This window comes from Methylobacter sp. Wu1 (assembly GCF_036553575.1).
In the GTDB taxonomy this organism is placed as follows: Bacteria; Pseudomonadota; Gammaproteobacteria; order Methylococcales; family Methylomonadaceae; genus Methylobacter.
In genome coordinates this window covers 48,099-67,815 of sequence record NZ_JAZHOC010000042.1, presented here as the reverse complement: position 1 = coordinate 67,815, position 19,717 = coordinate 48,099, and the positions used below count along the sequence as shown (strand labels likewise).

At 57.3% G+C, this 19,717-nt stretch carries 23 protein-coding genes; all 23 read left to right on the top strand.

What is annotated here, in order from left to right; all coding sequences use genetic code 11:
• Nucleotides 1-32 precede the first annotated feature (32 nt).
• Complete coding sequence (locus V2P20_RS06380; protein WP_331817237.1) at nt 33-209, top strand: CbtB domain-containing protein; 177 nt, start codon at nt 33-35, stop codon at nt 207-209.
• A 1-nt stretch (nt 210) separates the two neighbouring features.
• Nucleotides 211-858: a CbtA family protein gene (locus V2P20_RS06375; protein ID WP_331817235.1), complete on the top strand. Its 648-nt coding sequence runs from the start codon at nt 211-213 to the stop codon at nt 856-858.
• 3 nt (nt 859-861) lie between these two features.
• Nucleotides 862-2,160: a cobyrinate a,c-diamide synthase gene (locus V2P20_RS06370; protein ID WP_331817233.1), complete on the top strand. Its 1,299-nt coding sequence runs from the start codon at nt 862-864 to the stop codon at nt 2,158-2,160.
• Nucleotides 2,157-2,963, top strand: coding sequence for a precorrin-4 C(11)-methyltransferase (gene cobM / locus V2P20_RS06365; protein ID WP_331817232.1), 807 nt, complete (start codon nt 2,157-2,159; stop codon nt 2,961-2,963). Before V2P20_RS06370 ends, cobM begins: the two co-directional genes overlap by 4 nt.
• Entirely contained in the window at nt 2,960-3,790 is an 831-nt protein-coding gene (locus V2P20_RS06360) for a sirohydrochlorin chelatase (RefSeq protein ID WP_331817231.1), read from the top strand. The genes cobM and V2P20_RS06360 overlap by 4 nt, the downstream gene beginning before the upstream one ends.
• Before the next feature lie 10 nt (nt 3,791-3,800).
• Entirely contained in the window at nt 3,801-4,469 is a 669-nt protein-coding gene (locus V2P20_RS06355; protein WP_331817230.1) for a precorrin-8X methylmutase, read from the top strand.
• A 4-nt stretch (nt 4,470-4,473) separates the two neighbouring features.
• On the top strand, nt 4,474-5,580 hold the full coding sequence (locus V2P20_RS06350) for a cobalt-precorrin-5B (C(1))-methyltransferase (protein WP_331817229.1): 1,107 nt from the start codon (nt 4,474-4,476) through the stop codon (nt 5,578-5,580).
• Nucleotides 5,577-6,860 carry a precorrin-6y C5,15-methyltransferase (decarboxylating) subunit CbiE gene (gene cbiE / locus V2P20_RS06345; RefSeq protein WP_331817228.1) on the top strand — a complete coding sequence of 428 codons (1,284 nt, stop codon included), beginning with the start codon at nt 5,577-5,579 and terminating at the stop codon, nt 6,858-6,860. The genes V2P20_RS06350 and cbiE overlap by 4 nt, the downstream gene beginning before the upstream one ends.
• A 20-nt stretch (nt 6,861-6,880) precedes the next feature.
• Nucleotides 6,881-7,657: a precorrin-2 C(20)-methyltransferase gene (gene cobI, locus V2P20_RS06340; protein WP_331817227.1), complete on the top strand. Its 777-nt coding sequence runs from the start codon at nt 6,881-6,883 to the stop codon at nt 7,655-7,657.
• Complete coding sequence (locus tag V2P20_RS06335) at nt 7,650-8,387, top strand: cobalamin biosynthesis central domain-containing protein (protein WP_331817226.1); 738 nt, start codon at nt 7,650-7,652, stop codon at nt 8,385-8,387. Before cobI ends, V2P20_RS06335 begins: the two co-directional genes overlap by 8 nt.
• A complete protein-coding gene (locus tag V2P20_RS06330) occupies nt 8,384-8,776 on the top strand; it encodes a cobalamin biosynthesis protein (RefSeq protein ID WP_331817224.1) in 393 nt (130 codons plus the stop codon). Before V2P20_RS06335 ends, V2P20_RS06330 begins: the two co-directional genes overlap by 4 nt.
• The gene (gene cobJ, locus V2P20_RS06325; RefSeq protein ID WP_331817222.1) at nt 8,773-10,131 is read left to right on the top strand and encodes a precorrin-3B C(17)-methyltransferase; all 1,359 of its coding nucleotides are present in this window, start codon (nt 8,773-8,775) and stop codon (nt 10,129-10,131) included. The genes V2P20_RS06330 and cobJ overlap by 4 nt, the downstream gene beginning before the upstream one ends.
• Complete coding sequence (locus V2P20_RS06320; RefSeq protein ID WP_331817220.1) at nt 10,124-10,501, top strand: ferredoxin; 378 nt, start codon at nt 10,124-10,126, stop codon at nt 10,499-10,501. Before cobJ ends, V2P20_RS06320 begins: the two co-directional genes overlap by 8 nt.
• Before the next feature lie 153 nt (nt 10,502-10,654).
• Nucleotides 10,655-11,512, top strand: a complete 858-nt coding sequence (locus tag V2P20_RS06315) for an ATP-binding cassette domain-containing protein (protein WP_331817218.1) — start codon at nt 10,655-10,657, stop codon at nt 11,510-11,512.
• 2 nt (nt 11,513-11,514) lie between these two features.
• Nucleotides 11,515-12,294 carry a lipid asymmetry maintenance ABC transporter permease subunit MlaE gene (gene mlaE / locus V2P20_RS06310; RefSeq protein ID WP_331817216.1) on the top strand — a complete coding sequence of 260 codons (780 nt, stop codon included), beginning with the start codon at nt 11,515-11,517 and terminating at the stop codon, nt 12,292-12,294.
• A gap of 5 nt (nt 12,295-12,299) precedes the next feature.
• Nucleotides 12,300-12,779 carry an outer membrane lipid asymmetry maintenance protein MlaD gene (gene mlaD, locus V2P20_RS06305; RefSeq protein WP_194969691.1) on the top strand — a complete coding sequence of 160 codons (480 nt, stop codon included), beginning with the start codon at nt 12,300-12,302 and terminating at the stop codon, nt 12,777-12,779.
• Entirely contained in the window at nt 12,776-13,108 is a 333-nt protein-coding gene (locus V2P20_RS06300; protein ID WP_331817213.1) for an STAS domain-containing protein, read from the top strand. The genes mlaD and V2P20_RS06300 overlap by 4 nt, the downstream gene beginning before the upstream one ends.
• Nucleotides 13,109-13,138: 30 nt before the next feature.
• The gene (gene murA / locus V2P20_RS06295) at nt 13,139-14,404 is read left to right on the top strand and encodes a UDP-N-acetylglucosamine 1-carboxyvinyltransferase (protein WP_331817211.1); all 1,266 of its coding nucleotides are present in this window, start codon (nt 13,139-13,141) and stop codon (nt 14,402-14,404) included.
• Nucleotides 14,405-14,413: 9 nt separating this feature from the next.
• The gene (hisG, locus tag V2P20_RS06290) at nt 14,414-15,040 is read left to right on the top strand and encodes an ATP phosphoribosyltransferase (RefSeq protein WP_194969694.1); all 627 of its coding nucleotides are present in this window, start codon (nt 14,414-14,416) and stop codon (nt 15,038-15,040) included.
• Nucleotides 15,041-15,044: 4 nt separating this feature from the next.
• Nucleotides 15,045-16,355: a histidinol dehydrogenase gene (gene hisD / locus V2P20_RS06285; protein WP_331817207.1), complete on the top strand. Its 1,311-nt coding sequence runs from the start codon at nt 15,045-15,047 to the stop codon at nt 16,353-16,355.
• A gap of 78 nt (nt 16,356-16,433) precedes the next feature.
• On the top strand, nt 16,434-17,522 hold the full coding sequence (hisC, locus tag V2P20_RS06280) for a histidinol-phosphate transaminase (protein ID WP_331817205.1): 1,089 nt from the start codon (nt 16,434-16,436) through the stop codon (nt 17,520-17,522).
• Nucleotides 17,523-17,716: 194 nt separating this feature from the next.
• On the top strand, nt 17,717-18,319 hold the full coding sequence (gene petA / locus V2P20_RS06275) for a ubiquinol-cytochrome c reductase iron-sulfur subunit (protein WP_194969697.1): 603 nt from the start codon (nt 17,717-17,719) through the stop codon (nt 18,317-18,319).
• Nucleotides 18,316-19,716 (top strand): cytochrome bc complex cytochrome b subunit, encoded by a 1,401-nt coding sequence (locus tag V2P20_RS06270; protein WP_331817203.1) that lies wholly within the window; start codon nt 18,316-18,318, stop codon nt 19,714-19,716. Before petA ends, V2P20_RS06270 begins: the two co-directional genes overlap by 4 nt.
• The last annotated feature ends 1 nt before the right edge of the window (nt 19,717 follow it).

Below are 19,717 nucleotides of genomic sequence, written 5' to 3'. Positions count from 1 at the left end.
ATTTTAATTAACCAAACGCGGGATCGACAATCATGCAAACCTATTCCACGACAACAGCAGCTTTTTCCTCAAAGTTTCTGCCCGGCTTAAGCGCCCTCGCATTGGGCCTGACCATTATTCTAGGCGTCGGCTTCATGCAGGACGCCGGCAATTATCTGCATAACGCCGCCCACGACAGTCGCCACAGCGCTGCTTTCCCTTGCCATTGATATGGCCGATTTTCGCAAATTGTTTGCGGTCTCGCTGCTGGCCGGGATTTTGGCCGGCCTGCTGCTTAGCTTGTTGCAACACTATCAGACCCAGCCTTTGATCCTGGCCGCGGAACGCTTTGAAGCGCCTGACGCCGATCAAGCGCATGACTGGCACCCCGAAGACGGTTGGCAGCGCGCAGCTTTTACCCTGCTCTTTAACTGCCTGAGCGGCTTAGGCTTTGCGCTAATGCTCAGCACGGCGATGTACTGTCAGGGCGCCAGCGGGCATATGCGCGGGTTGTTATGGGGCATGGCCGGTTACCTGGTGTTCTTCGTCGCCCCGGCATTGGGCTTGCCGCCGGAACTGCCGGGCACCGACAGCGCCGCATTGCACAACCGGCAAGCCTGGTGGCTGTTTACGGCGGCAACCACCGCGGCCGGCCTGTTCGGCTTGTTTTTCGGCAAAAACCGCTGGCTGCAAGCCGGCAGCATTATTCTGCTGCTGGTCCCGCATCTGATCGGCGCCCCGCATCCCGATGCCGTGCAAGCACTGGCTCCCGAGCCTTTGCAGCAACGTTTTATCTGGATGTCTGCTGTCGATAACGCACTTTTCTGGCTGGCTCTGGGCGTTTTCTCAGGTTGGCTCTTACCCAAATTCAGACTTTAATTCATGACATCTCCATCAGCCCGACATTGCCCGGCCATGCTAATCAGCGCCCCTGCGTCCGGACAAGGCAAGACCACCATTACCGCCGCACTGGCCTATTATCACCGCCAGCAAAACCGCAAAGTCAGGGTATTCAAGACCGGCCCCGACTTCATCGATCCGCAAATCCTGGCCCATGCCTCGGGACAACCGGTGTATCAGCTGGATTTGTGGATGATGGGCGAAGCGCATTGCCGAGAACTGCTGTACCGCGCCGCCGCCGACGCCGACGTCATCCTGATCGAGGGCGTGATGGGCTTGTATGATGGCGACACCAGCAGCGCCGATCTGGCTCAGGCATTATCCGTGCCTGTCGCAGTAGTGATCGATGCCCAGGGCATGGCGCAAACCTTTGCCGCCGTCGCGTATGGCCTGGCCAATTACCGGCCGCAACTGCCGTTTGCCGGGGTAATCGCCAACAAGGTCGGCAGCCCTGGCCACGCCAAACTGCTTGAAGAAGCGCTGCCGGATGCGATGCCGCTGCTGGCAGTGATGGCGAAAGACGGAACGATCGGTTTGCCGTCGAGGCATCTCGGTTTGCTGCAGGCCGATGAAATCGGCGATCTCGACCTGCGACTGGCGCGCGCCGCCGAATTGCTGAGCAGTCTCGCGCCCTGCCGTTTGCCGGACAGCGTGGCTTTTGAGCCTGTCGAGGCCATGCCGCTGCCGCGTCTGCTGGCTGGCAAGCGCATTGCCGTCGCCCGCGATGCAGCGTTTTCGTTCATTTACCAGGCCAATCTCGATTGTCTTCAGGCCATGGGCGCGGAACTGCGGTTTTTCTCGCCATTGACCGACAGCGGCCTGCCGAACGCCGATAGCCTGTATTTACCCGGCGGCTATCCGGAACTGCATTTGCAGACCCTGGCCGATAATCTGGCGATGAAGCAGGCCCTGCAGGCCCATCATCGGGCCGACAAACCGATTTACGCCGAATGCGGCGGCTTTTTGTATTTGCTGAACAGCCTGGAAGACCGTGACGGCAACCGCGCGAAAATGGCCGGCCTGCTGCCCGGCAGCGCCCGGATGCAGAGCCGACTGGTCAATCTCGGCATGCACAGCTTGCAGTTGGAGCAAGGCGAGATCCGCGGCCACAGCTTTCATCATTCACAACTGGAAACGACCATGGAGCCGTTGACCCTGTCCGTACCGCAACGCAGCTTCGGTCACGGTGAAGGTTTTTTTCGTTCCGGACGCTTGCAGGCCTCTTACCTGCACAACTATTTTCCATTTAATCCGCAGCTCGCCGCAGGGTTCTTCTCATGAGTGACCAATCTGTAGTCTGGTTTGTCGGCGCAGGCCCTGGCGATCCCGATTTAATCACCGTCAAAGGCCGTGACCTGATCGCCAGAGCCGACGCCATCCTGTTCGCCGGCTCCCTGGTGCAGGCGGCGGCGACGCAATGGGCGCCGAGCCATTGCCTGATCAAGGATTCCAAGGACATGACGCTGGAACAGATCACCGATTGGCTGATCGATCAGGCCGAGCCAGGAAAAACCGTCATCCGCCTGCAAACCGGCGACCCCGGCCTCTATGGCGCGTTGATCGAAATGGTGCAGCCACTGGATGCGGCCGGCATCGCGATCGAAGTGGTGCCGGGCGTATCGTCGGCAATGGCGGCCATGGCTTGCGCGGTGGAGAGTCTGACCTTGCCGGAAGTGACGCAGACAGTGATCCTGACCCGCGTCGAAGGTCGCACGCCGATGCCTGAAGGCGAATCCCTGCAAGAACTGGCCAGCCATCACACCACGCTGTGCCTGTTTTTATCGATCACGCTGCTGCCCACCATCGAACGCGAGCTGAAAGCGGCCGGCTGGGCCGACGATGCGCCGGTGCTGGTGGTGCACAAGGCCAGCTGGCCCGGCGAACAGCAGATTATCCGCGGCACGCTGGCCGATATCCGTGAGAAATGCCGCACCGCCAAAATCAACAGCCAGGCAATGATCATCGTCAGTCCCACGCTGGGCGCCCGCCATTGGCCTTCCCTGAAAAAATCCAAGCTCTACGATGCCGGCTTCAGCCACCGCTTCCGGCGCGGCGTGCGTGCAAATTCCGAGGATCAATCATGACGACGACCATTCTACTGGTCGGCCACGGTTCGCGTAACCAGGCCGGCAACGACGAGATTCAGAATTTCCGGCAGCAATGGCAGGCCCTGCATCCGGACTGGCGCATCGAACTGTGCTACATCGAGCTGGCCGAGGTGCTACTGGACGAGGGCCTGTGCCGCGCGGCACAAGGCGCCTGCAAGGTCATCGTCGTGCCGCTGATCCTCAGCGCCGCCGGTCACGTCAAAGCCGAAATCCCCGAGCATATCGCAAAAGCCCGCGAGCGCTTTCCCGAAGTCGAATTCATCTACGCGCCGCATATCGGCGCCAACGAAGATATCTTGAGAATTCTGGAAAAGAATCTGAAAAGCGTGATGCATACCTTGGCGATGCCGGACCCCAAAACCACCGGCGTCATCATTCTGGGGCGCGGCTCTTCGGACCGGGTCGCCAACGGCGAACTGGCGAAAATGGCGCGCTGGCTTTACGAACTCACCGAACACGAACTGGTCGATGTGGCTTTTACCGGCATCACCCATCCTCGCCTGGAGAGCATCGTTCAGCGCCAGGTGCGGCTGGGCATGACCCAAATCGCCATTCTGCCTTACTATCTGTTTACCGGCCTGCTGATCGAGCGCATCGCGCTGCAGGTCGCGCGACTGCAGAGCCAATACCCGCAAACTGCCATCGCCTGCGGCAACTATTTCGGCTTCGACAAGAAAATCTTCACGCTGCTCGATCAGCGGGTTGCGGAGGCCATCGCCCCGAACGCGCCGAAAATGCTGGAGTGCGACGGCTGCCAGTACCGCGAACAGGCCATGCAGTACGACCACCATCACCATCATTAAACAGATCGTCATGAGCAACAATATCCAGACCGAACAACTGACCCAGGCCGGCCAGCAGATCGAACACGACTCCTTCGCCATCGTCGACCGCGAAGCCGGCAGTCATGCCTATTCCGATGGGCAATGGCAAATCGTCCGGCGCATGATCCATGCCACTGCCGACTTTGAATTCAACGGCCTGGCCGAGTTCTCCGACAATGTGGTAGAAGCCGGCATTCAGGCGATTCTGGACGGCGCGCCAATCGTTGCCGACGTGGAAATGATTTGCGTCGGCCTGTCGCAGCCGCGCCTGAAGCATTTCGGCATCCAATCCCATCAATTCATCGCCGACGACGACGTGATCGAGGCGGCAAAGCAGATCAACAGCACCCGGGCCGTGCAGGCCATACGCAAGGCCCAGCGCCTGGGCCTGCTGGACGGCGGCATCGTTGCGGTCGGCAATGCGCCGACCGCCTTGCTGGAAGTCGTGCGCATGATCGATGAGGAAGACGTCAAGCCGGCGCTGATCGTCGGCATGCCGGTCGGCTTCGTTTCCGCCGCCGAATCCAAGGATGCCCTCAGCCGCCTGCAGGACGTACCGTGGATCATCACCCGCGGCCGCAAGGGCGGTTCAACGCTGGTGGTCGCAGCGCTGCATGCCTTGTTGAGTCTGGCTGAAAGCCGGCAAAGAACCGATTAGCGTGATGATGGCGGAAAAGAAACCGAAAGGCACCCGCAAGGGCTACACCACTGGCGCCTGTTCGGCGGCAGCGGCGCGGGCGGCGGTGCAGGGATTGCTGGACGGCAAGGTGCCGGACAGCGTCGAATGCCTGCTGCCCAACGGCCAGTTGGTCGCATTCAAGGTTGAAGAAGGCTATTGCCGCGACGGCTCGGCGCATGCGGTGGTCGAGAAAGACGCCGGGGATGACCCCGACTGCACCAACCACGCCCGACTCACCGCCGACGTGGCATGGACAGCCCGGCCCGATACGCTGGAGCTGAAAGGCGGTGCCGGCATAGGCACTGTCACCCGCCCCGGCCTGGGGCTGGCGGTCGGAGGGCCCGCCATCAATCCGGTGCCGCGCAAGAATATCGAAGACAACATTCGTCTGATCGCCGCCGAACAGTTACGGCACCGAGGATTGCAAGTCACGCTGTCTGTTCCCGATGGCGAGGAAATGGCAAAAAAAACCCTCAACTATCGTTTGGGTATTATCGGCGGCATCTCGATTCTGGGCACGACCGGCATCGTCCACCCGTATTCCACCGCCGCTTTTCGCGCCAGCGTCGTGCAGGGCGTCGAAGTGACTGCCCGTCAGGGACAGGATACCGTGGTGCTGACTACCGGCGGCCGTACCGAAAAATTCGTGATGCAGGAACTGCCTGAGCTGGACGAGAGCTGTTTCGTGCAAATGGGCGACTTTCTCACGCCGGCCCTGGATGCGGCCGATCGCTGCGGCATCCACAACATCGTCATCGGCGGCATGGTCGGCAAGCTGACCAAAATGGCGCAGGGCGAAACCATCACCCATGCCGGCCGCAATCCGGTCGACGTCGAACTGGTCGCTGACATCGCCCGCAGCATCGGAGCTCCCGAAGCCGTCTGCCAGGCCATCGCCGGCCAGGAAACTGCTCGGTACGCCAGCGAATGCATGGAACAACTGGGTCTGGAATATGAATTTCACGTCGAATTGGCTAAGAGGGTGATTGCGACATTAGACAGACGCTATCCCGGCCGCTTTAAAATCGCAGTGCTGGTTTGCGATTTCGACGGCAACAAACTGGCGGAAGCCGGAAGGACTTTTTCATGACTGTAGCATGCACGCTCATCGGCGTACTTGACGACGGCGCAGCCGGCCTTGGCGATGAGGCTTTACAACGCCTGCGCGAAGCGAAACACGTGATTACCGGCGGACGCTTGCTGGCGTTGCTGGCCGGAGAAATAACCCAGGCGCAGCATTACGACCTGACTGGCAGGCTGAGCCAAGTGCCGGTCTGGATTAACGCGGCCCTAGCCAATAACGAACCGGTGGCGGTATTAGCCAGCGGCGATCCGCTCTGCCACGGCATCGGCGGTTATCTGGCGGACAGGCTGCCGCACGTCAAGCTGCGGATATTGCCGAATCTCAGCAGCATCCAACTGGCTTTCGCCGAACTCGGCCTGCCCTGGCAGTCGGCGGCGATCGCATCCGTGCACAGCAAGGATGCGGGCGAGTGGCAGCGCGGCGCCATGCCGGAACACGGCCTGTATGCGCTGATGCAACAATGCCGGCGACACGATTTGCTGGCAGTGCTGACCAGCCCGGACAACAACCCGCCGCGCATCGCCCGCATGTTGCAGGCCGAAGGACTGGCGGAGGCCTTTGAAATCGCGGTGGCGCAGGCCTTGAAGCAGTCAGTGCAAGCCGTCACCGGTTTTCTGCCGGTTTCCGCCGTGGCCGAGGGGACTTATGCAGAACCGAATGTCATGATTCTCAAACGCAAATTGACGCCAGCCGCCCCTGTGCTGTTCGGCGTCAGCGACGACTGTTTTCAGCAGCGCAAGCCGGAAAAAGGCCTGATCACCAAGCGCGAGGTGCGGGCGGTATCGCTGGCGCGCATGCAATTGACCCGGCGCAGCATCGTCTGGGATATCGGCGCCGGTTCGGGTTCGGTCGGACTGGAAGCGGCGCGGCTGTGCGTGGACGGCCATATTTACGCCATTGAAAAAAACGCCGACGACCTCGCCAATGTAGAACAGAATCATGCCGCCTGGGGCATCAGCAATTACAGTTTTTTCCACGGCAAGGCGCCGCAGCATCTGGACGGCTGGCCCGATCCGGATGCGATATTCATCGGCGGCTCCGGCGGCGAACTGGCGGAACTGATCGGGATTTGCCTCGGCCGGCTGCGCCAGGGCGGCTGGCTGGTGATGAATTTCGTAACGCTGGAAAACCTGTCGACGGCCGTGGAGACCCTGAAGCGGCTCGGCGCCTGCTGGGATGTCTGCCAGATTCAGGCCTCGCGCAGCAGCCCCATACTCGACATGAACCGCCTGCAGGCGGAAAACCCGGTATGGATCGTTTCGGCAACCGCTTCCGGCGCTGCTTAACCTTACATGGGCCAATCACAATGACAATTAAACTCGGCACGCTTTACGGCGTATCCCTGGGCCCCGGCGATCCGGGCCTGATCACCCGCCGCGCCTGGCAGTTACTGTCGGGCTCCGGGCACTGGACGTATCCGGTGCGCAAGAAAAACGGCGACAGTTATGCGCTGGACATCGCGCTGCGCGCTGGTCTTGCCTTGCCTGCCGCGCATACGCCGCTGCTGTTTCCGATGACTCACGACAGCGAAATTCTGGCGCGCTACTGGCTGGAGGCGGCGCAAACCGTACTGGCGCGGTTGCAGTGCGGCGAGGATGTGCTGTTTCTGGTGGAAGGCGATGCCTCGACCTATTCCACCTTCGGCCATCTGCAGCGCAGTGTGCGCGCCTTGCAGCCGGATGTGACGGTGGAAACCGTGCCCGGCGTATCGTCGTTTCATGCCGCCGCCGCGCGCTGCGGCGAACCGCTGGCCGATGTCGACGACACCATCGCCATCGTCCCGGCCGGTTACGGCATCGCCCAGATCGAACGGATGCTGGCCGATTTCGACACGCTGGTGCTGCTCAAGGTAAAGCCCCTGCTGGATGACATCATCGAGCTGTTGCGCCGCAGCGATCTGCTGGCGCAGGGCTGGTTCATCGAAAAGGCCGGCGCGCCGGAAGAGCGCATGGTGCATGACCTGGCCGGCCTGCAAGGCCAGAAAGTCAATTATCTGTCGCTGCTGATTATCAAAAACCCCGGCCGCCAACGTGGCGAAATGCAGCGCGGCTGCCGCAAGAAGAAGGAAACAAGCGATGACTGAAGTACGCGTCGCGATTGTCGCGATCACCAAACACGGCGCCGCCATCGCCAGCCGGTTGGCGCCGCAAATCCCGGAAGCCGAGGTGGTCGTTTCGGAAAAGCAGGCCGAACAGATGGGCGATTTCACTAATCCGCTCCGAATTTATCAAGGTGCATTGAGCGCCCAGATCGGCCATTTGTTCGAGTCTTACGAGCAGATCATCTTTCTGGTGTCGCTCGGCGCGGTGGTGCGGCTGATCGCGCCGCACCTGAAATCCAAAGACGAAGATCCCGGCGTGCTGGTGATCGACGATGCCGCCGAATTCGTGATTCCGGTGCTGTCCGGCCATGTCGGCGGCGCCAACGCCTATGCCGAAAAAGTCGCCGCCCTGCTGAAGGCCACGCCGGTGCTGACCACGGCATCCGATGCCGGCAAGACCATTCCGGTAGACATTTTGGGCCGCGAGCTGGGCTGGCAGGTGGAAGCGCCGAAAATCAACATCACCCGCGTTTCCGCCGATGTCGTCAACCAGCTGCCGATTGCCTTCGTGCAGGAAGCGGGCAGCCGCAACTGGTGGACGCGGAGTACGCCGCTGCCTGCCAATATTCATCTGTTTGAACGTTTCGAGGATGTCGATACCTACCAATACCGTTCGATTTTATGGGTGACGCGGCGCGACATTGACGCTGCCGTCTGGCGGCGTCTTGAAGAGCGGCTGGTGGTGTACCGGCCGCCGTTGGGGCAATCATGAAAGTGATGATCGGCATCGGCTGCGATCGCGGCGTCAGCCTGCAAACCCTGCAGGAGGCATTGACGCAGGCCTTGCGGCAAGGCGGACTGGATGCGGCGGCGGTCGCCGGGCTGGCCAGCATCGACAAAAAAAACGACGAGCACGCTTTGCTGCAATTGGCGGAAGAAAATGCCTGGCCGTTGCATTTTTATCCGGCCGAGGCGCTGGCGCAGATCCCGGTGCCGAATCCGTCGCCAGTGGTGCAGAAATACATGGGCACGCCGGCGGTGGCCGAGGCGGCGGCCCTGAAAGCGGCCAATACCGACATGCACCATTTACTGGTGGAAAAATACAAATATCTGGGAGCGGACGGCAAGAACGCCACCGTTTCAATTGCGAGAATGAAATGACGAAAACAGGCAAAATTTTTCTGGTGGGCATCGGCCCCGGCTCTCACGAGCACATGACTTTCCGCGCCCGGCAGGCCATCGAAGAAGCCGACGTGGTCATCGGTTACAGCACCTATATCAAGCTGGTCGCGGACCTGCTGGATGGCAAGGAAGTGATCAGGAAAGGCATGACCGAAGAACTGGATCGCAGCATCGAAGCTTACGAGCACGCCAAACAGGGCAAAACGGTGGCGCTGATTTCTTCCGGCGACATCGGCGTTTACGGCATGGCCGGACCCACTTATGAATTGCTGCTGGAAAGCGGCTGGACGCCGGACAGCCCGATTCAGGTGGAAGTCGTCCCCGGCAGCACCGCCTTGTCGAGCTGCGCTTCGCTGGTGGGGGCGCCTTTAACCCACGATTTTTGCTCGATTTCACTGTCCGATCTGTTGACGTCGTGGCCAATGATCGCCCGCCGTCTGGAAAGCGCAGCACGCGGGGATTTCGTGGTGGCTCTGTATAACCCCAAAAGCGGCCGCCGCACGCGGCACATCGTCGAAGCGCAAAAAATCCTGCTGCGCCACCGCAGCGCTGAGACGCCGGTAGCCATCGTCAAATCCGGCTATCGGGCCTTGCAGAACATCCAGATTGTGAGACTGGCGGAAATGGCTGATTGCGACATCGGCATGCTGACCACGGTGCTGGTCGGCAACAGCAGCACTTTTGCCCGCGAAGGCCTGATGGTGACGCCGCGCGGCTACGCCAATAAATATGATGCGCTGACCGGCGAGACGCTGGCCGGGGAGCGAGCAGGCCGCTCACTCAGCATGGGCCTGGAAGGCTGGAAGGCGTGTGTGCGCCGCCATTTACGTGAGACATCTGCCGCTTCCCTGCTGGACGCCGCACGCTATTTCGGCCGGCCGCTGGAAGAAATTCTCGAAGCGGTGGCCGAAGCCGGCCCGGACGACAAGGCCGGTGAATTCGAGGCGCAGGCTGTCCTGCCGGATCAACGGCACAACGTACTGGCAGCGGCGCAAAACTGGGGAGCTCTGCGTGCCGTGGTACGCTCAGAGAACGGAGCAGTCGCGGAACTGTTTATTCGAGGCGCGGACTTGCGGCTGCAGGACGAACGAATCAGCATCGTCAATGACCATTTCCATCTGCACCTGGACTGGCGTCAGGCTCATCAGGCCTGGTTTGTCAGCCGGGGCGACCAAGCCCACGGCGTACAGATCCTCGATCGGCAGGGGGATCCTTTGTTGAACCTGTGGCTGATCGTGCAAGCGGGCTCGTTCGACACAAATGCCATGACCCGGTACTACAATGATAGGATGCGAATCGCCTGCCCCTCACCACAGGATATAAACAATGACTGATAATCAGCTTCCGGTAACGGAAAAACCCAAAATGTCGGCTTACAAGCGTCACTTGCTGGTCTGCACAGGTCCGCGCTGCACGCAGAACGGCGAATCACAGGCTTTGTTCGACCAACTCGGCGAAAAATTCAAGGCCGCCGGCATTGATCAAGGAGAATTGCGAGTCAAGCGCACCCGCACGCACTGCTTCGCCACCTGCAAATCGGGTCCGATCATGTGTGTGCAGCCCGATGGCGTCTGGTACTACAACGTCAACGAGAAGAATCTGCAGCGCATTATTGATGAGCATCTGGTGGGCGGCCAGCCTGTCGAAGACCTGATTTATCACCGTGGCCCCTTTCTTGATGAATGGCAAACGGGCGATAAGTAAGTCCAGATATTTTTAGCCCATGCTTTCCGCTCCTGCTCTAAACCGATGCGGAGAAGCGCTACTTTTCCTTTCTCAAACAACTGTATATTGACTTGACAGGGACTAGTCATAGAAAATAGCGGGTTTAGATTCTGAAATATATCCTGACCACGCATGGATAACAGCGTTTCCTCTCAAAACAGCCTAGTTTCTGTTCACAATTTGTCATTTTCCCGGGGCAATAAGAAAATATTTGACGATATTTCGCTGGAATTCGAACGCGGCAAGATTACCGCCATCATGGGTCCCAGCGGCACGGGCAAAACCACGCTGTTGAAACTGATCGGCGGCCAATTGTTTCCCGACCAGGGCACTGTGACGGTAGACGGGCAGAATGTCCACCGCTTGCGCCGGTCGGAATTGTACAATTTGCGCAAACGCATGGGCATGCTTTTTCAAAGCGGTGCCTTATTAACGGATATGAGCGTGTACGATAATGTGGCTTTTCCGTTGCGCGAGCACACCCATCTGCCCGAATCCATGATCCGCACGCTGGTCTTGATGAAACTCCAAGCCGTAGGACTGAGAGGCGCACGCGATCTGATGCCTAACGAGTTGTCCGGCGGCATGGCCAGGCGAATCGCCCTGGCCCGCGCAATCGCGCTGGACCCGATGATGATCATGTATGATGAACCGTTTACAGGCCAGGACCCGATTTCCATGGGCGCGCTGGTGCACCTGATCAAATCGTTGAACAACACCCTGGGCTTGACCAGCATTATCGTCTCGCACGATGTCCATGAAACGGCGGCGATCTCCGATTATATTTACGTATTATCGGAAGGCAAAGTCGTCGGCCAGGGCACGCCGAAAGAAATTCAACAGTCGGAATCTGAATGGGTTCAACAATTCATGACCGGAGCGGCAGACGGCCCGGTGCATTTTCATTACCCTGCAACAGACTATGTTGACGACCTGCTGTCATCCAAAAAACGTTCTGGCCGGGTATCAAAGCGTTACGGGCAGCTATAAACATGACTCAATTTCTACAATTTTTAGGCAGAACGACACGTACCAGCTTTACCAAGCTGGGACGCGGCACATTCTTCCTGCTGCATACGCTCGGAGGCCTCGGCAGCATTTTGCCAAGACCCAGACTGATCCTTAATCAGATGTATGCGGTCGGCGTCCTGTCCTTTCTGATTATCACCGTTTCAGGGTTGTTTGTCGGCATGGTGCTGGGCCTGCAGGGTTTTTACATCCTGTCCGATTTTGGCGCCGAAGAAACGCTGGGCCTCATGGTCGCGGCGTCGCTGGTCAGAGAATTGGGCCCGGTTGTGACAGCCTTGTTGTTCGCCGGCCGGGCCGGCTCCGCTTTAACGGCGGAAATCGGCCTGATGAAAGCGACTGAACAGCTTTCCGGCATGGAAATGATGGCCGTCGACCCGATCAAGCGCATTATTTCGCCGCGCTTTCTGGCCGGCTTGCTATCCATGCCCTTGCTGGCGGCTTTATTCAGCATGATCGGCATCCTGGGCGGACACATGGTCGGCGTCGGCCTGCTGGGCGTGGACGAAGGCTCTTACTGGTCACAGATGCAGGCCGGCATCGATTTCCAGGATGATATCGTCAACGGCGTCATCAAGAGCATCGTTTTCGGTTTTGTCGCCACCTGGATAGCGCTGTTTGAAGGTTATGACACCATCCCGACTTCCGAAGGGGTCAGCCGCGCCACTACACGTACCGTCGTCAATTCAGCTTTTAGTATTTTAGGTCTCGATTTCATCCTGACCGCACTCATGTTCGGAGATTAATTTACATGCAGCACACCAGTACCCAGGACACGCTTGTCGGGCTTTTTGTCGCCGCAGGCATCGTCGGCCTGCTCTTTCTTGCCCTGCAAGTCAGTAATTTGAGCACTTTTATTGAGGAAGACACCTACACTGTGGCTGCACGCTTTGAGAATTCCGGCGGACTGAAGGTTAAGTCGCCGGTTTCCGTAGCCGGCGTTAAAATAGGGCAGGTCAAAGCCATCAGCTTCGACCCGACCACTTATGAATCCGTCGTTGAAATGCATATCAACGCGAAGTACAACACCCTCCCGGATGATACCAGCGCCAGCATTTTTACCGCCGGCCTGCTGGGCGAACAATACGTCAACCTGGTGCCGGGCGGCTCGGAAGAGTATCTGAAAGAAGGCAGCACGATTGAAATCACGCAGTCCGCCATCATCCTGGAAAAAGTCATCGGCCAGTTCCTGTTTAAATCAGCCGAAGAAAAAGCGGAAACGAAAAAGTGAGCGGGCTGAACATTATTGATCAGGGAGCGGGAAACTTCATCATCGATGGCGATTTGACTTTTTCAACGATAGACAAGAAAACAGTCAAATCATTTGACTTCTTGAAGACGGCAAAACACATCACTATCGATCTCAGCCGGGTCACATCTACGGATAGTGCCGGGCTTGCGCTCATGATCGAATGGATAAAGTATACACGCGACCATAAAATCCATCTGCACTTTAAGAACATTCCTAAGCAGCTTCTCAACCTTGCCAGATTGAGCGGCTTCGACAAGACGAACCATTTTACAAGTCAGCCAGATTCGCCAGAGTTTACTGATCTTTAGCATTTATCGAGATAACCCAAGACATTCTGTATGGATAAACTAATCATTACCGGCGGCAAAAGACTTTCAGGAGAACTGCGCATCTCCGGCGCCAAAAATGCGGCTTTACCCATTCTGGCCGCAACGCTGCTTTCGGAGACGCCCGTCAGCGTCGGCAACATACCGCACCTGCACGATATCACGACCACGATGGAATTACTGGGCCGCATGGGCGTTCAGCTCATCGTTGACGAAAAAATGAACATTGAAGTCGACGCAAGCTCGATCGCCTGTTTTGAAGCGCCATACGAACTGGTCAGAACCATGCGCGCATCGATCCTGGTGCTGGGCCCTTTACTGGCCCGATACGGCGAGGCGCATGTATCGCTGCCCGGCGGCTGCGCCATCGGCACGCGTCCTGTGGATATTCACATCAATGGATTGATCAAGATGGGCGCCGACATCACCGTCGAAAACGGCTATATCCATGCCAAGGTCGACCGGCTGAAAGGCTGCCGCCTGGTGCTTGAACAGATCACCGTTACCGGCACTGAAAACCTGCTCATGGCCGCCGCATTGGCCGAAGGCACCACGATTATCGAAAATGCCGCCAAGGAACCGGAAGTCAGCGATCTGGCTTATTTCCTGAATGCCATGGGCGCCAAAATTTCCGGCATCGGCACCGATGTTCTCGTCATTGAAGGCGTCGAAAAACTGGGCGTGGAAAATCTGCACTACAACATCCTGCCCGACCGCATCGAAACCGGCACTTACCTGGTCGCCGCCGCCATCACCGGCGGCAAAGTCAGGCTGAAGAATACCCGGCCTGACCTGCTGGATGCCGTTCTGGAAAAATTGGTTGAGGCCGGCGCCGACATCACAACCGGCGAAAACTGGATTCAACTCGATATGCACGGCAACAAGCCCAAAGCCGTCTCGGTGCGCACGGCCCCCTACCCGGCTTTCCCGACCGACATGCAGGCCCAGTTCACGGCCATGAATACGGTCGCAGAAGGTGTCGGCATTATTACCGAAACGGTCTTTGAGAACCGGTTCATGCATGTCCAGGAAATGCAGCGCATGGGCGCCGACATCAAGCTGGAATCGAATACCGCCATCTGCACCGGCGTTAAAAAGCTGACCGCTGCCCCCGTTATGGCGACCGATTTAAGAGCGTCCGCGAGTCTGGTCATCGCCGCTCTTGCGGCCGAAGGCGATACACTGGTTGACCGCATTTACCATATAGACCGCGGCTACGATCACATCGAAGAAAAACTTTCGCAACTGGGCGCGACTATACGCCGCGTCCCAAGATAGAGATTTGCCATGCTGACTATCGCCGTATCCAAAGGCCGAATTTATGAAGAAGCCCTGCCCTTCCTGGAAGAGGCAGGCATCACGCCGATCGACGACCCGAAAACATGCCGCAAGCTGATCCTGCAAACCAGCCGCGACGACGTTCAACTGGTCATCATCCGCGCTACTGATGTACCTACATTTGTAGAATATGGCGCCGCCGACCTCGGCATTGCCGGCAAGGATGTATTGCTGGAGCACGGCGCCGAAAGCCTGTACGAGCCGCTGGACCTGAAGATTGCCTGCTGCCGGCTCATGACCGCCGCGCCTAAGGATGCGCCGGACATCTCGGGCAGAATCCGCGTGGCGACCAAATACGTCAAAACCGCCCAACGCTATTTTGCCGGCCGGGGCATTCAGGCCGAAATCATCAAGTTATACGGCTCCATGGAACTGGCGCCCCTGGTTGGCCTGGCCGATTGCATCGTCGATCTCGTCGATACCGGCAATACCCTGAAAGCCAACGGTCTCGAACCGCGCGATCTCATCATGAACATCAGTTCCCGCCTGGTCGTGAACAAGGCGGCCATGAAGATGAAGCATCAGGCCATTCAATCACTACTCGATCAATTTGAAAAAACCCTTGCGGAAAGATAACGCCATGCCCGATTTAAACATTACCAAACTGGATGCCTCATCAGCTGATTTTGACCAGCAATTGAAAAATCTGCTGGCCTGGGATGAAACCGACGATCTGGAAATTCATCAACGCGTGCTGTCCATCATTGCCGACGTGCGCAAAAACGGCGATAAAGCCGTGATCGAATACACCAACTGCTTCGATCACTGCCAGATCACCGATGCCAGCCAGCTCGAACTGTCCCGGGATACGCTGAAATCGGCCTGGGAAAAACTGCCGGCCGATCAGGCCAAGGCATTGCAGACAGCCGCCGACCGTATCCGAGCTTATGCGGAAAAACAGAAGATGGAGTCATGGCAGTACACCGAAGCCGACGGTACGCTGTTGGGCCAGAAAGTCACCCCGCTGGATCGGGTAGGGCTTTATGTGCCGGGCGGCAAAGCGGCTTATCCGTCTTCGGTGCTCATGAACGCGATCCCGGCCAAAGTCGCCGGGGTCGGCGAACTGATCATGGTCGTGCCCACGCCGCATGACGAAACCAATGAGCTGGTGCTGGCGGCGGCATATCTGGCCGGCGTCGACCGCGCCTTTGCCATCGGCGGCGCACAGGCTGTCGCGGCACTGGCTTACGGCACGGAAACGGTTCCGGCCGTGGCCAAAATCGTCGGCCCCGGCAATATCTATGTCGCCACGGCCAAGAAACTGGTTTTCGGGCAAGTCGGCATCGACATGATTGCCGGCCCTTCGGAAATTCTGGTGATCTGCGATGGCAAAACCAACCCGGACTGGATTGCCATGGACCTGTTCTCGCAGGCCGAGCACGATGAAGACGCGCAAGCCATCCTGATCAGTGATGACGCAGACTTCCTGGAATCCGTCGAGCAAAGCATCCGCAAATTATTGCCGCAGATGGAGCGGGCGAACATCATCAGAACTTCGCTGACCACGCGCGGCGCGCTGATCAAAGTCGGCAACCTAAAAGAAGCTGCCGAGGTGGCCAACATCATTGCCCCGGAACATTTGGAGCTGTCGGTTGAAAATCCGACCGCTTTATGCGAACACATCCGCCATGCCGGCGCCATTTTCATGGGCCGCTATACCGCCGAAGCCTTAGGCGACTACTGCGCCGGCCCCAACCATGTCTTGCCGACATCGAGCACCGCCCGCTTCTCATCGCCTTTGGGCGTTTACGATTTCCAGAAGCGTTCCAGTCTGATCAACTGCTCCGAAGCCGGTGCAGATCAGTTGGGCAAGACCGCATCGATACTGGCGAGAGGTGAAAGCCTGACCGCCCATGCGCGTTCTGCCGAATACCGAATAAAGTCAGAGTAAGGCCCAAGATGCAGGGCGGACAAGTCTTCGCCCTGCATCTTGCCAGTTACTTTTCACCTTTGCCCTGAATCTTAATGTATGCCACAAAATGATCTGATTGCCTCCGTGTTCCGCCAGGAAGTGCGGGCCCTGTCTGCCTACAAAGTGGCTGATGCCACAGGCCTGATCAAACTCGACGCCATGGAAAATCCCTATACCTGGCCCGAAGATATCAAGGCCAGCTGGCTGGAAGCGCTGAAAGACTGCGCGCTGAACCGGTATCCTGATCCTGAAGCCAAAGCGCTCGCAGCAACGTTGAAACGTTCGAATCAGCTGCCCGATCAGTTCGAACTACTGCTGGGCAATGGCTCCGATGAGATCATTCAATTACTGCTGATGGCGCTGCCATCGACTGCCTGCGTCATGGCGCCTGATCCTGGCTTTGTCATGTATAAACAGCTGAGTCACTGCCTGGGGCTGAGCTACCATGGCATTCCGTTACGGGCCGATAATTTTGATCTCGATGTGCCTGCCATGCTGGCTGCGATTGAAGCGCATCAGCCCTCGGTTATTTTTCTGGCCTATCCCAACAACCCGACCGGCAACCTGTTCAGCGAAGACGCGATGCTGGCTGTTATCAAGGCGGCCAAGGGCCTCGTGGTCATTGATGAGGCTTACGCGCCTTTTGCCGATGCCAGCTTTATCGACCGGCTGGATCAATTCGATAACCTTCTGGTCATGCGCACCGTATCCAAGCTGGGACTGGCCGGCCTGCGCCTGGGCTATATTGCCGGCAGCCGGGCCATTATCGAACAACTGGACAAAATCCGCCTGCCTTATAACATCAACATCCTCACGCAAATCAGCGCCGACTTTGCCTTGTCCAATAAATCATTGTTTGACAGCCAAACCCGGCAGATCTGCGCTGAGCGAGCCGTCGTATTTGAACAACTGAATGACATGGATGGCATTACCGCCTACCCAAGCGCGGCTAATTTCATTCTGTTCCGGACGCCGAAAAATAAGGCCGACAGTATTTTCGCTTCATTAAAAAAGCAAGGCATTTTAATAAAGAATCTGGCGCCGCAAGGCGGATTATTAAGCGATTGCCTGCGCGTCACGATTGGCACGCCGGAAGAAAATAAGGCTTTTCTTGCGGCATTAAGGAAAAGTCTGGCCGGTCATTGAGCTGGCTATCAAACCGTTGACTGTACAGATACAGAGATTGTGATGCCGTCTATGTATTCGCCCTGGATGCCGATTCCCGGACCATTGCGCATAAACGCTTCAAAACACATAAGTTGTAATGGTATATTGGCATCGATAAAAACTATAAAATCATGTGCTCTTTAAAGCACAGACCCAATCAGGAGACTTTATAAATGAATAATGAAGGCGTCGATAAGTCCAAGCGCCAGTTTTTAACCACGGCGTTGACCGTGGTAGGGGCGGTCGGCACAGGCTATCTAGCGGTTCCGTTTCTGGCTCAAATGCAGCCCAGCGTTAAAGCGATGGCGGCCGGGGCACCTGTTGAAGTTGACATCAGCAAAATGGAACCTGGCCAATTGCTCAGAGTCGAGTGGCGCGGCAAACCGGTCTGGATTCTGAACAGAACGCCGGAAGTCCTTGAGACGCTTAAAACACTTGATAATGAGCTTCGTGATCCGCTCTCGCAGGAATCGATACAGCCGTCCTCGAGCAAGAACCAAATGCGTGCGATCAAACCTGAGATTTTCGTTGCCATTGGTTTATGCACGCATCTGGGCTGCTCGCCTACTTACCGTCCGGAAATTGCCCCTAACGATCTGGGCGACAAATGGAAAGGCGGCTTTTTCTGTCCTTGCCATGGCTCCTGGTTCGATCTGGCCGGCCGTGTTTATCGCGGCGTGCCGGCGCCTACCAATCTGGAGATTCCGCCCTACCGTTATGTTACCGACACGCAGATCATCATTGGCGAAGAAGCTACCGCGGGGGCAAGCGCATGAAACCATCACGTCTAACAACATACGGCAACTGGGTCCTGGACCGTTTTCCGCTCACCAAACTCTGGAATGACCACATGGCGCAATACTATGCGCCGAAAAACTTCAATTTCTGGTATTTCTTTGGCTCACTGGCCCTGCTGGTGCTGGTCAATCAGTTTGTGACCGGCATTTTGCTGACCATGAACTATAAGCCGGATGCGCAGCTGGCCTTCGACTCTGTCGAATACATCATGCGCGACGTCAACTGGGGCTGGCTGGTGCGCTATATGCACTCCACCGGCGCTTCGGCCTTTTTCATTGTGGTTTATTTGCATATGTTCAGAGGCTTGCTGTACGGCTCATTCAAGCAGCCTCGCGAATTGATCTGGATCTTCGGCATGCTGATATTCGTTGCACTGATGGCCGAAGCCTTCATGGGCTACCTGCTGCCTTGGGGACAAATGTCTTACTGGGGCGCTCAGGTTATCATTTCACTGTTCAGCGCCATACCCGTAGTCGGCGATGAATTGTCGCTCTGGGTTCGCGGCGATTACGTCGTATCCGATGCCACGTTAAACAGATTCTTTGCCTTTCATGTTATCTCGGTGCCATTGGTTCTGGTATTACTGGTTTTCCTGCATATCGTAGCGCTGCATGAAGTAGGTTCCAACAACCCGGACGGTATCGAAATCAAGAAAAACAAGGACGCCAACGGCATTCCGCTGGATGGCATTCCTTTTCATCCTTACTATACCGTTAAAGATATCGTCGGCGTCGGCGTATTTTTAGTGTTTTTTGCGACCGTCATTTTTTACATGCCGGAAATGGGCGGTTATTTCCTGGAGCATGCCAACTTTATTCCGGCTGACCCGATGAAAACGCCCGAGCATATTGCGCCGGTCTGGTATTTCACCCCATTTTATGCCATTTTGAGAGCGATTCCCGACAAATTCGCCGGCGTTATCGGCATGGGCGGCGCCATTGTCGTGTTGTTCCTGCTGCCGTGGCTGGATCGCAGCGAAGTCAAATCCATCCGCTACCGCGGCGGCACCTATAAAAAAGCCCTGTTGCTTTTCGTCATCAGCTTTCTCGGCTTAGGCTATCTGGGCACGCAACCCGCAACGCCGGCAGCGACAACCGTGGCTCGTATTTTTACGGCGGTTTATTTCGGCTTCTTCCTGCTGATGCCGCTGTATACGCGTTGGGAAAAAGCAAAACCGTTACCGTCACGCTTGACGGATCAACCAAGCCTTGAAGACCGCATTCCTGCACTGATAGAAACCTATCATGAAATGACCGTGCAGAAACCGGTCACCCAAGAAGACGGCACAACAGTTATGAAGAGAAGACCCCATCCTGCAGGCATTCTCAACGTCATCACTCGACTAGCAATAAAACTAAAAAAGAGCCTCGATTGAT

Bases quoted from the DNA above. Each gene is read 5' to 3' on its own strand.
- V2P20_RS06380 (WP_331817237.1), top strand. From the start codon at position 33: ATGCAAACCTATTCCACGACAACAGCAGCTTTTTCCTCAAAGTTTCTG.
- V2P20_RS06375 (WP_331817235.1), top strand. From the start codon at position 211: ATGGCCGATTTTCGCAAATTGTTTGCGGTCTCGCTGCTGGCCGGGATT.
- V2P20_RS06370 (WP_331817233.1), top strand. From the start codon at position 862: ATGACATCTCCATCAGCCCGACATTGCCCGGCCATGCTAATCAGCGCC.
- cobM (WP_331817232.1), top strand. From the start codon at position 2,157: ATGAGTGACCAATCTGTAGTCTGGTTTGTCGGCGCAGGCCCTGGCGAT.
- V2P20_RS06360 (WP_331817231.1), top strand. From the start codon at position 2,960: ATGACGACGACCATTCTACTGGTCGGCCACGGTTCGCGTAACCAGGCC.
- V2P20_RS06355 (WP_331817230.1), top strand. From the start codon at position 3,801: ATGAGCAACAATATCCAGACCGAACAACTGACCCAGGCCGGCCAGCAG.
- V2P20_RS06350 (WP_331817229.1), top strand. From the start codon at position 4,474: ATGATGGCGGAAAAGAAACCGAAAGGCACCCGCAAGGGCTACACCACT.
- cbiE (WP_331817228.1), top strand. From the start codon at position 5,577: ATGACTGTAGCATGCACGCTCATCGGCGTACTTGACGACGGCGCAGCC.
- cobI (WP_331817227.1), top strand. From the start codon at position 6,881: ATGACAATTAAACTCGGCACGCTTTACGGCGTATCCCTGGGCCCCGGC.
- V2P20_RS06335 (WP_331817226.1), top strand. From the start codon at position 7,650: ATGACTGAAGTACGCGTCGCGATTGTCGCGATCACCAAACACGGCGCC.
- V2P20_RS06330 (WP_331817224.1), top strand. From the start codon at position 8,384: ATGAAAGTGATGATCGGCATCGGCTGCGATCGCGGCGTCAGCCTGCAA.
- cobJ (WP_331817222.1), top strand. From the start codon at position 8,773: ATGACGAAAACAGGCAAAATTTTTCTGGTGGGCATCGGCCCCGGCTCT.
- V2P20_RS06320 (WP_331817220.1), top strand. From the start codon at position 10,124: ATGACTGATAATCAGCTTCCGGTAACGGAAAAACCCAAAATGTCGGCT.
- V2P20_RS06315 (WP_331817218.1), top strand. From the start codon at position 10,655: ATGGATAACAGCGTTTCCTCTCAAAACAGCCTAGTTTCTGTTCACAAT.
- mlaE (WP_331817216.1), top strand. From the start codon at position 11,515: ATGACTCAATTTCTACAATTTTTAGGCAGAACGACACGTACCAGCTTT.
- mlaD (WP_194969691.1), top strand. From the start codon at position 12,300: ATGCAGCACACCAGTACCCAGGACACGCTTGTCGGGCTTTTTGTCGCC.
- murA (WP_331817211.1), top strand. From the start codon at position 13,139: ATGGATAAACTAATCATTACCGGCGGCAAAAGACTTTCAGGAGAACTG.
- hisG (WP_194969694.1), top strand. From the start codon at position 14,414: ATGCTGACTATCGCCGTATCCAAAGGCCGAATTTATGAAGAAGCCCTG.
- hisD (WP_331817207.1), top strand. From the start codon at position 15,045: ATGCCCGATTTAAACATTACCAAACTGGATGCCTCATCAGCTGATTTT.
- hisC (WP_331817205.1), top strand. From the start codon at position 16,434: ATGCCACAAAATGATCTGATTGCCTCCGTGTTCCGCCAGGAAGTGCGG.
- petA (WP_194969697.1), top strand. From the start codon at position 17,717: ATGAATAATGAAGGCGTCGATAAGTCCAAGCGCCAGTTTTTAACCACG.
- V2P20_RS06270 (WP_331817203.1), top strand. From the start codon at position 18,316: ATGAAACCATCACGTCTAACAACATACGGCAACTGGGTCCTGGACCGT.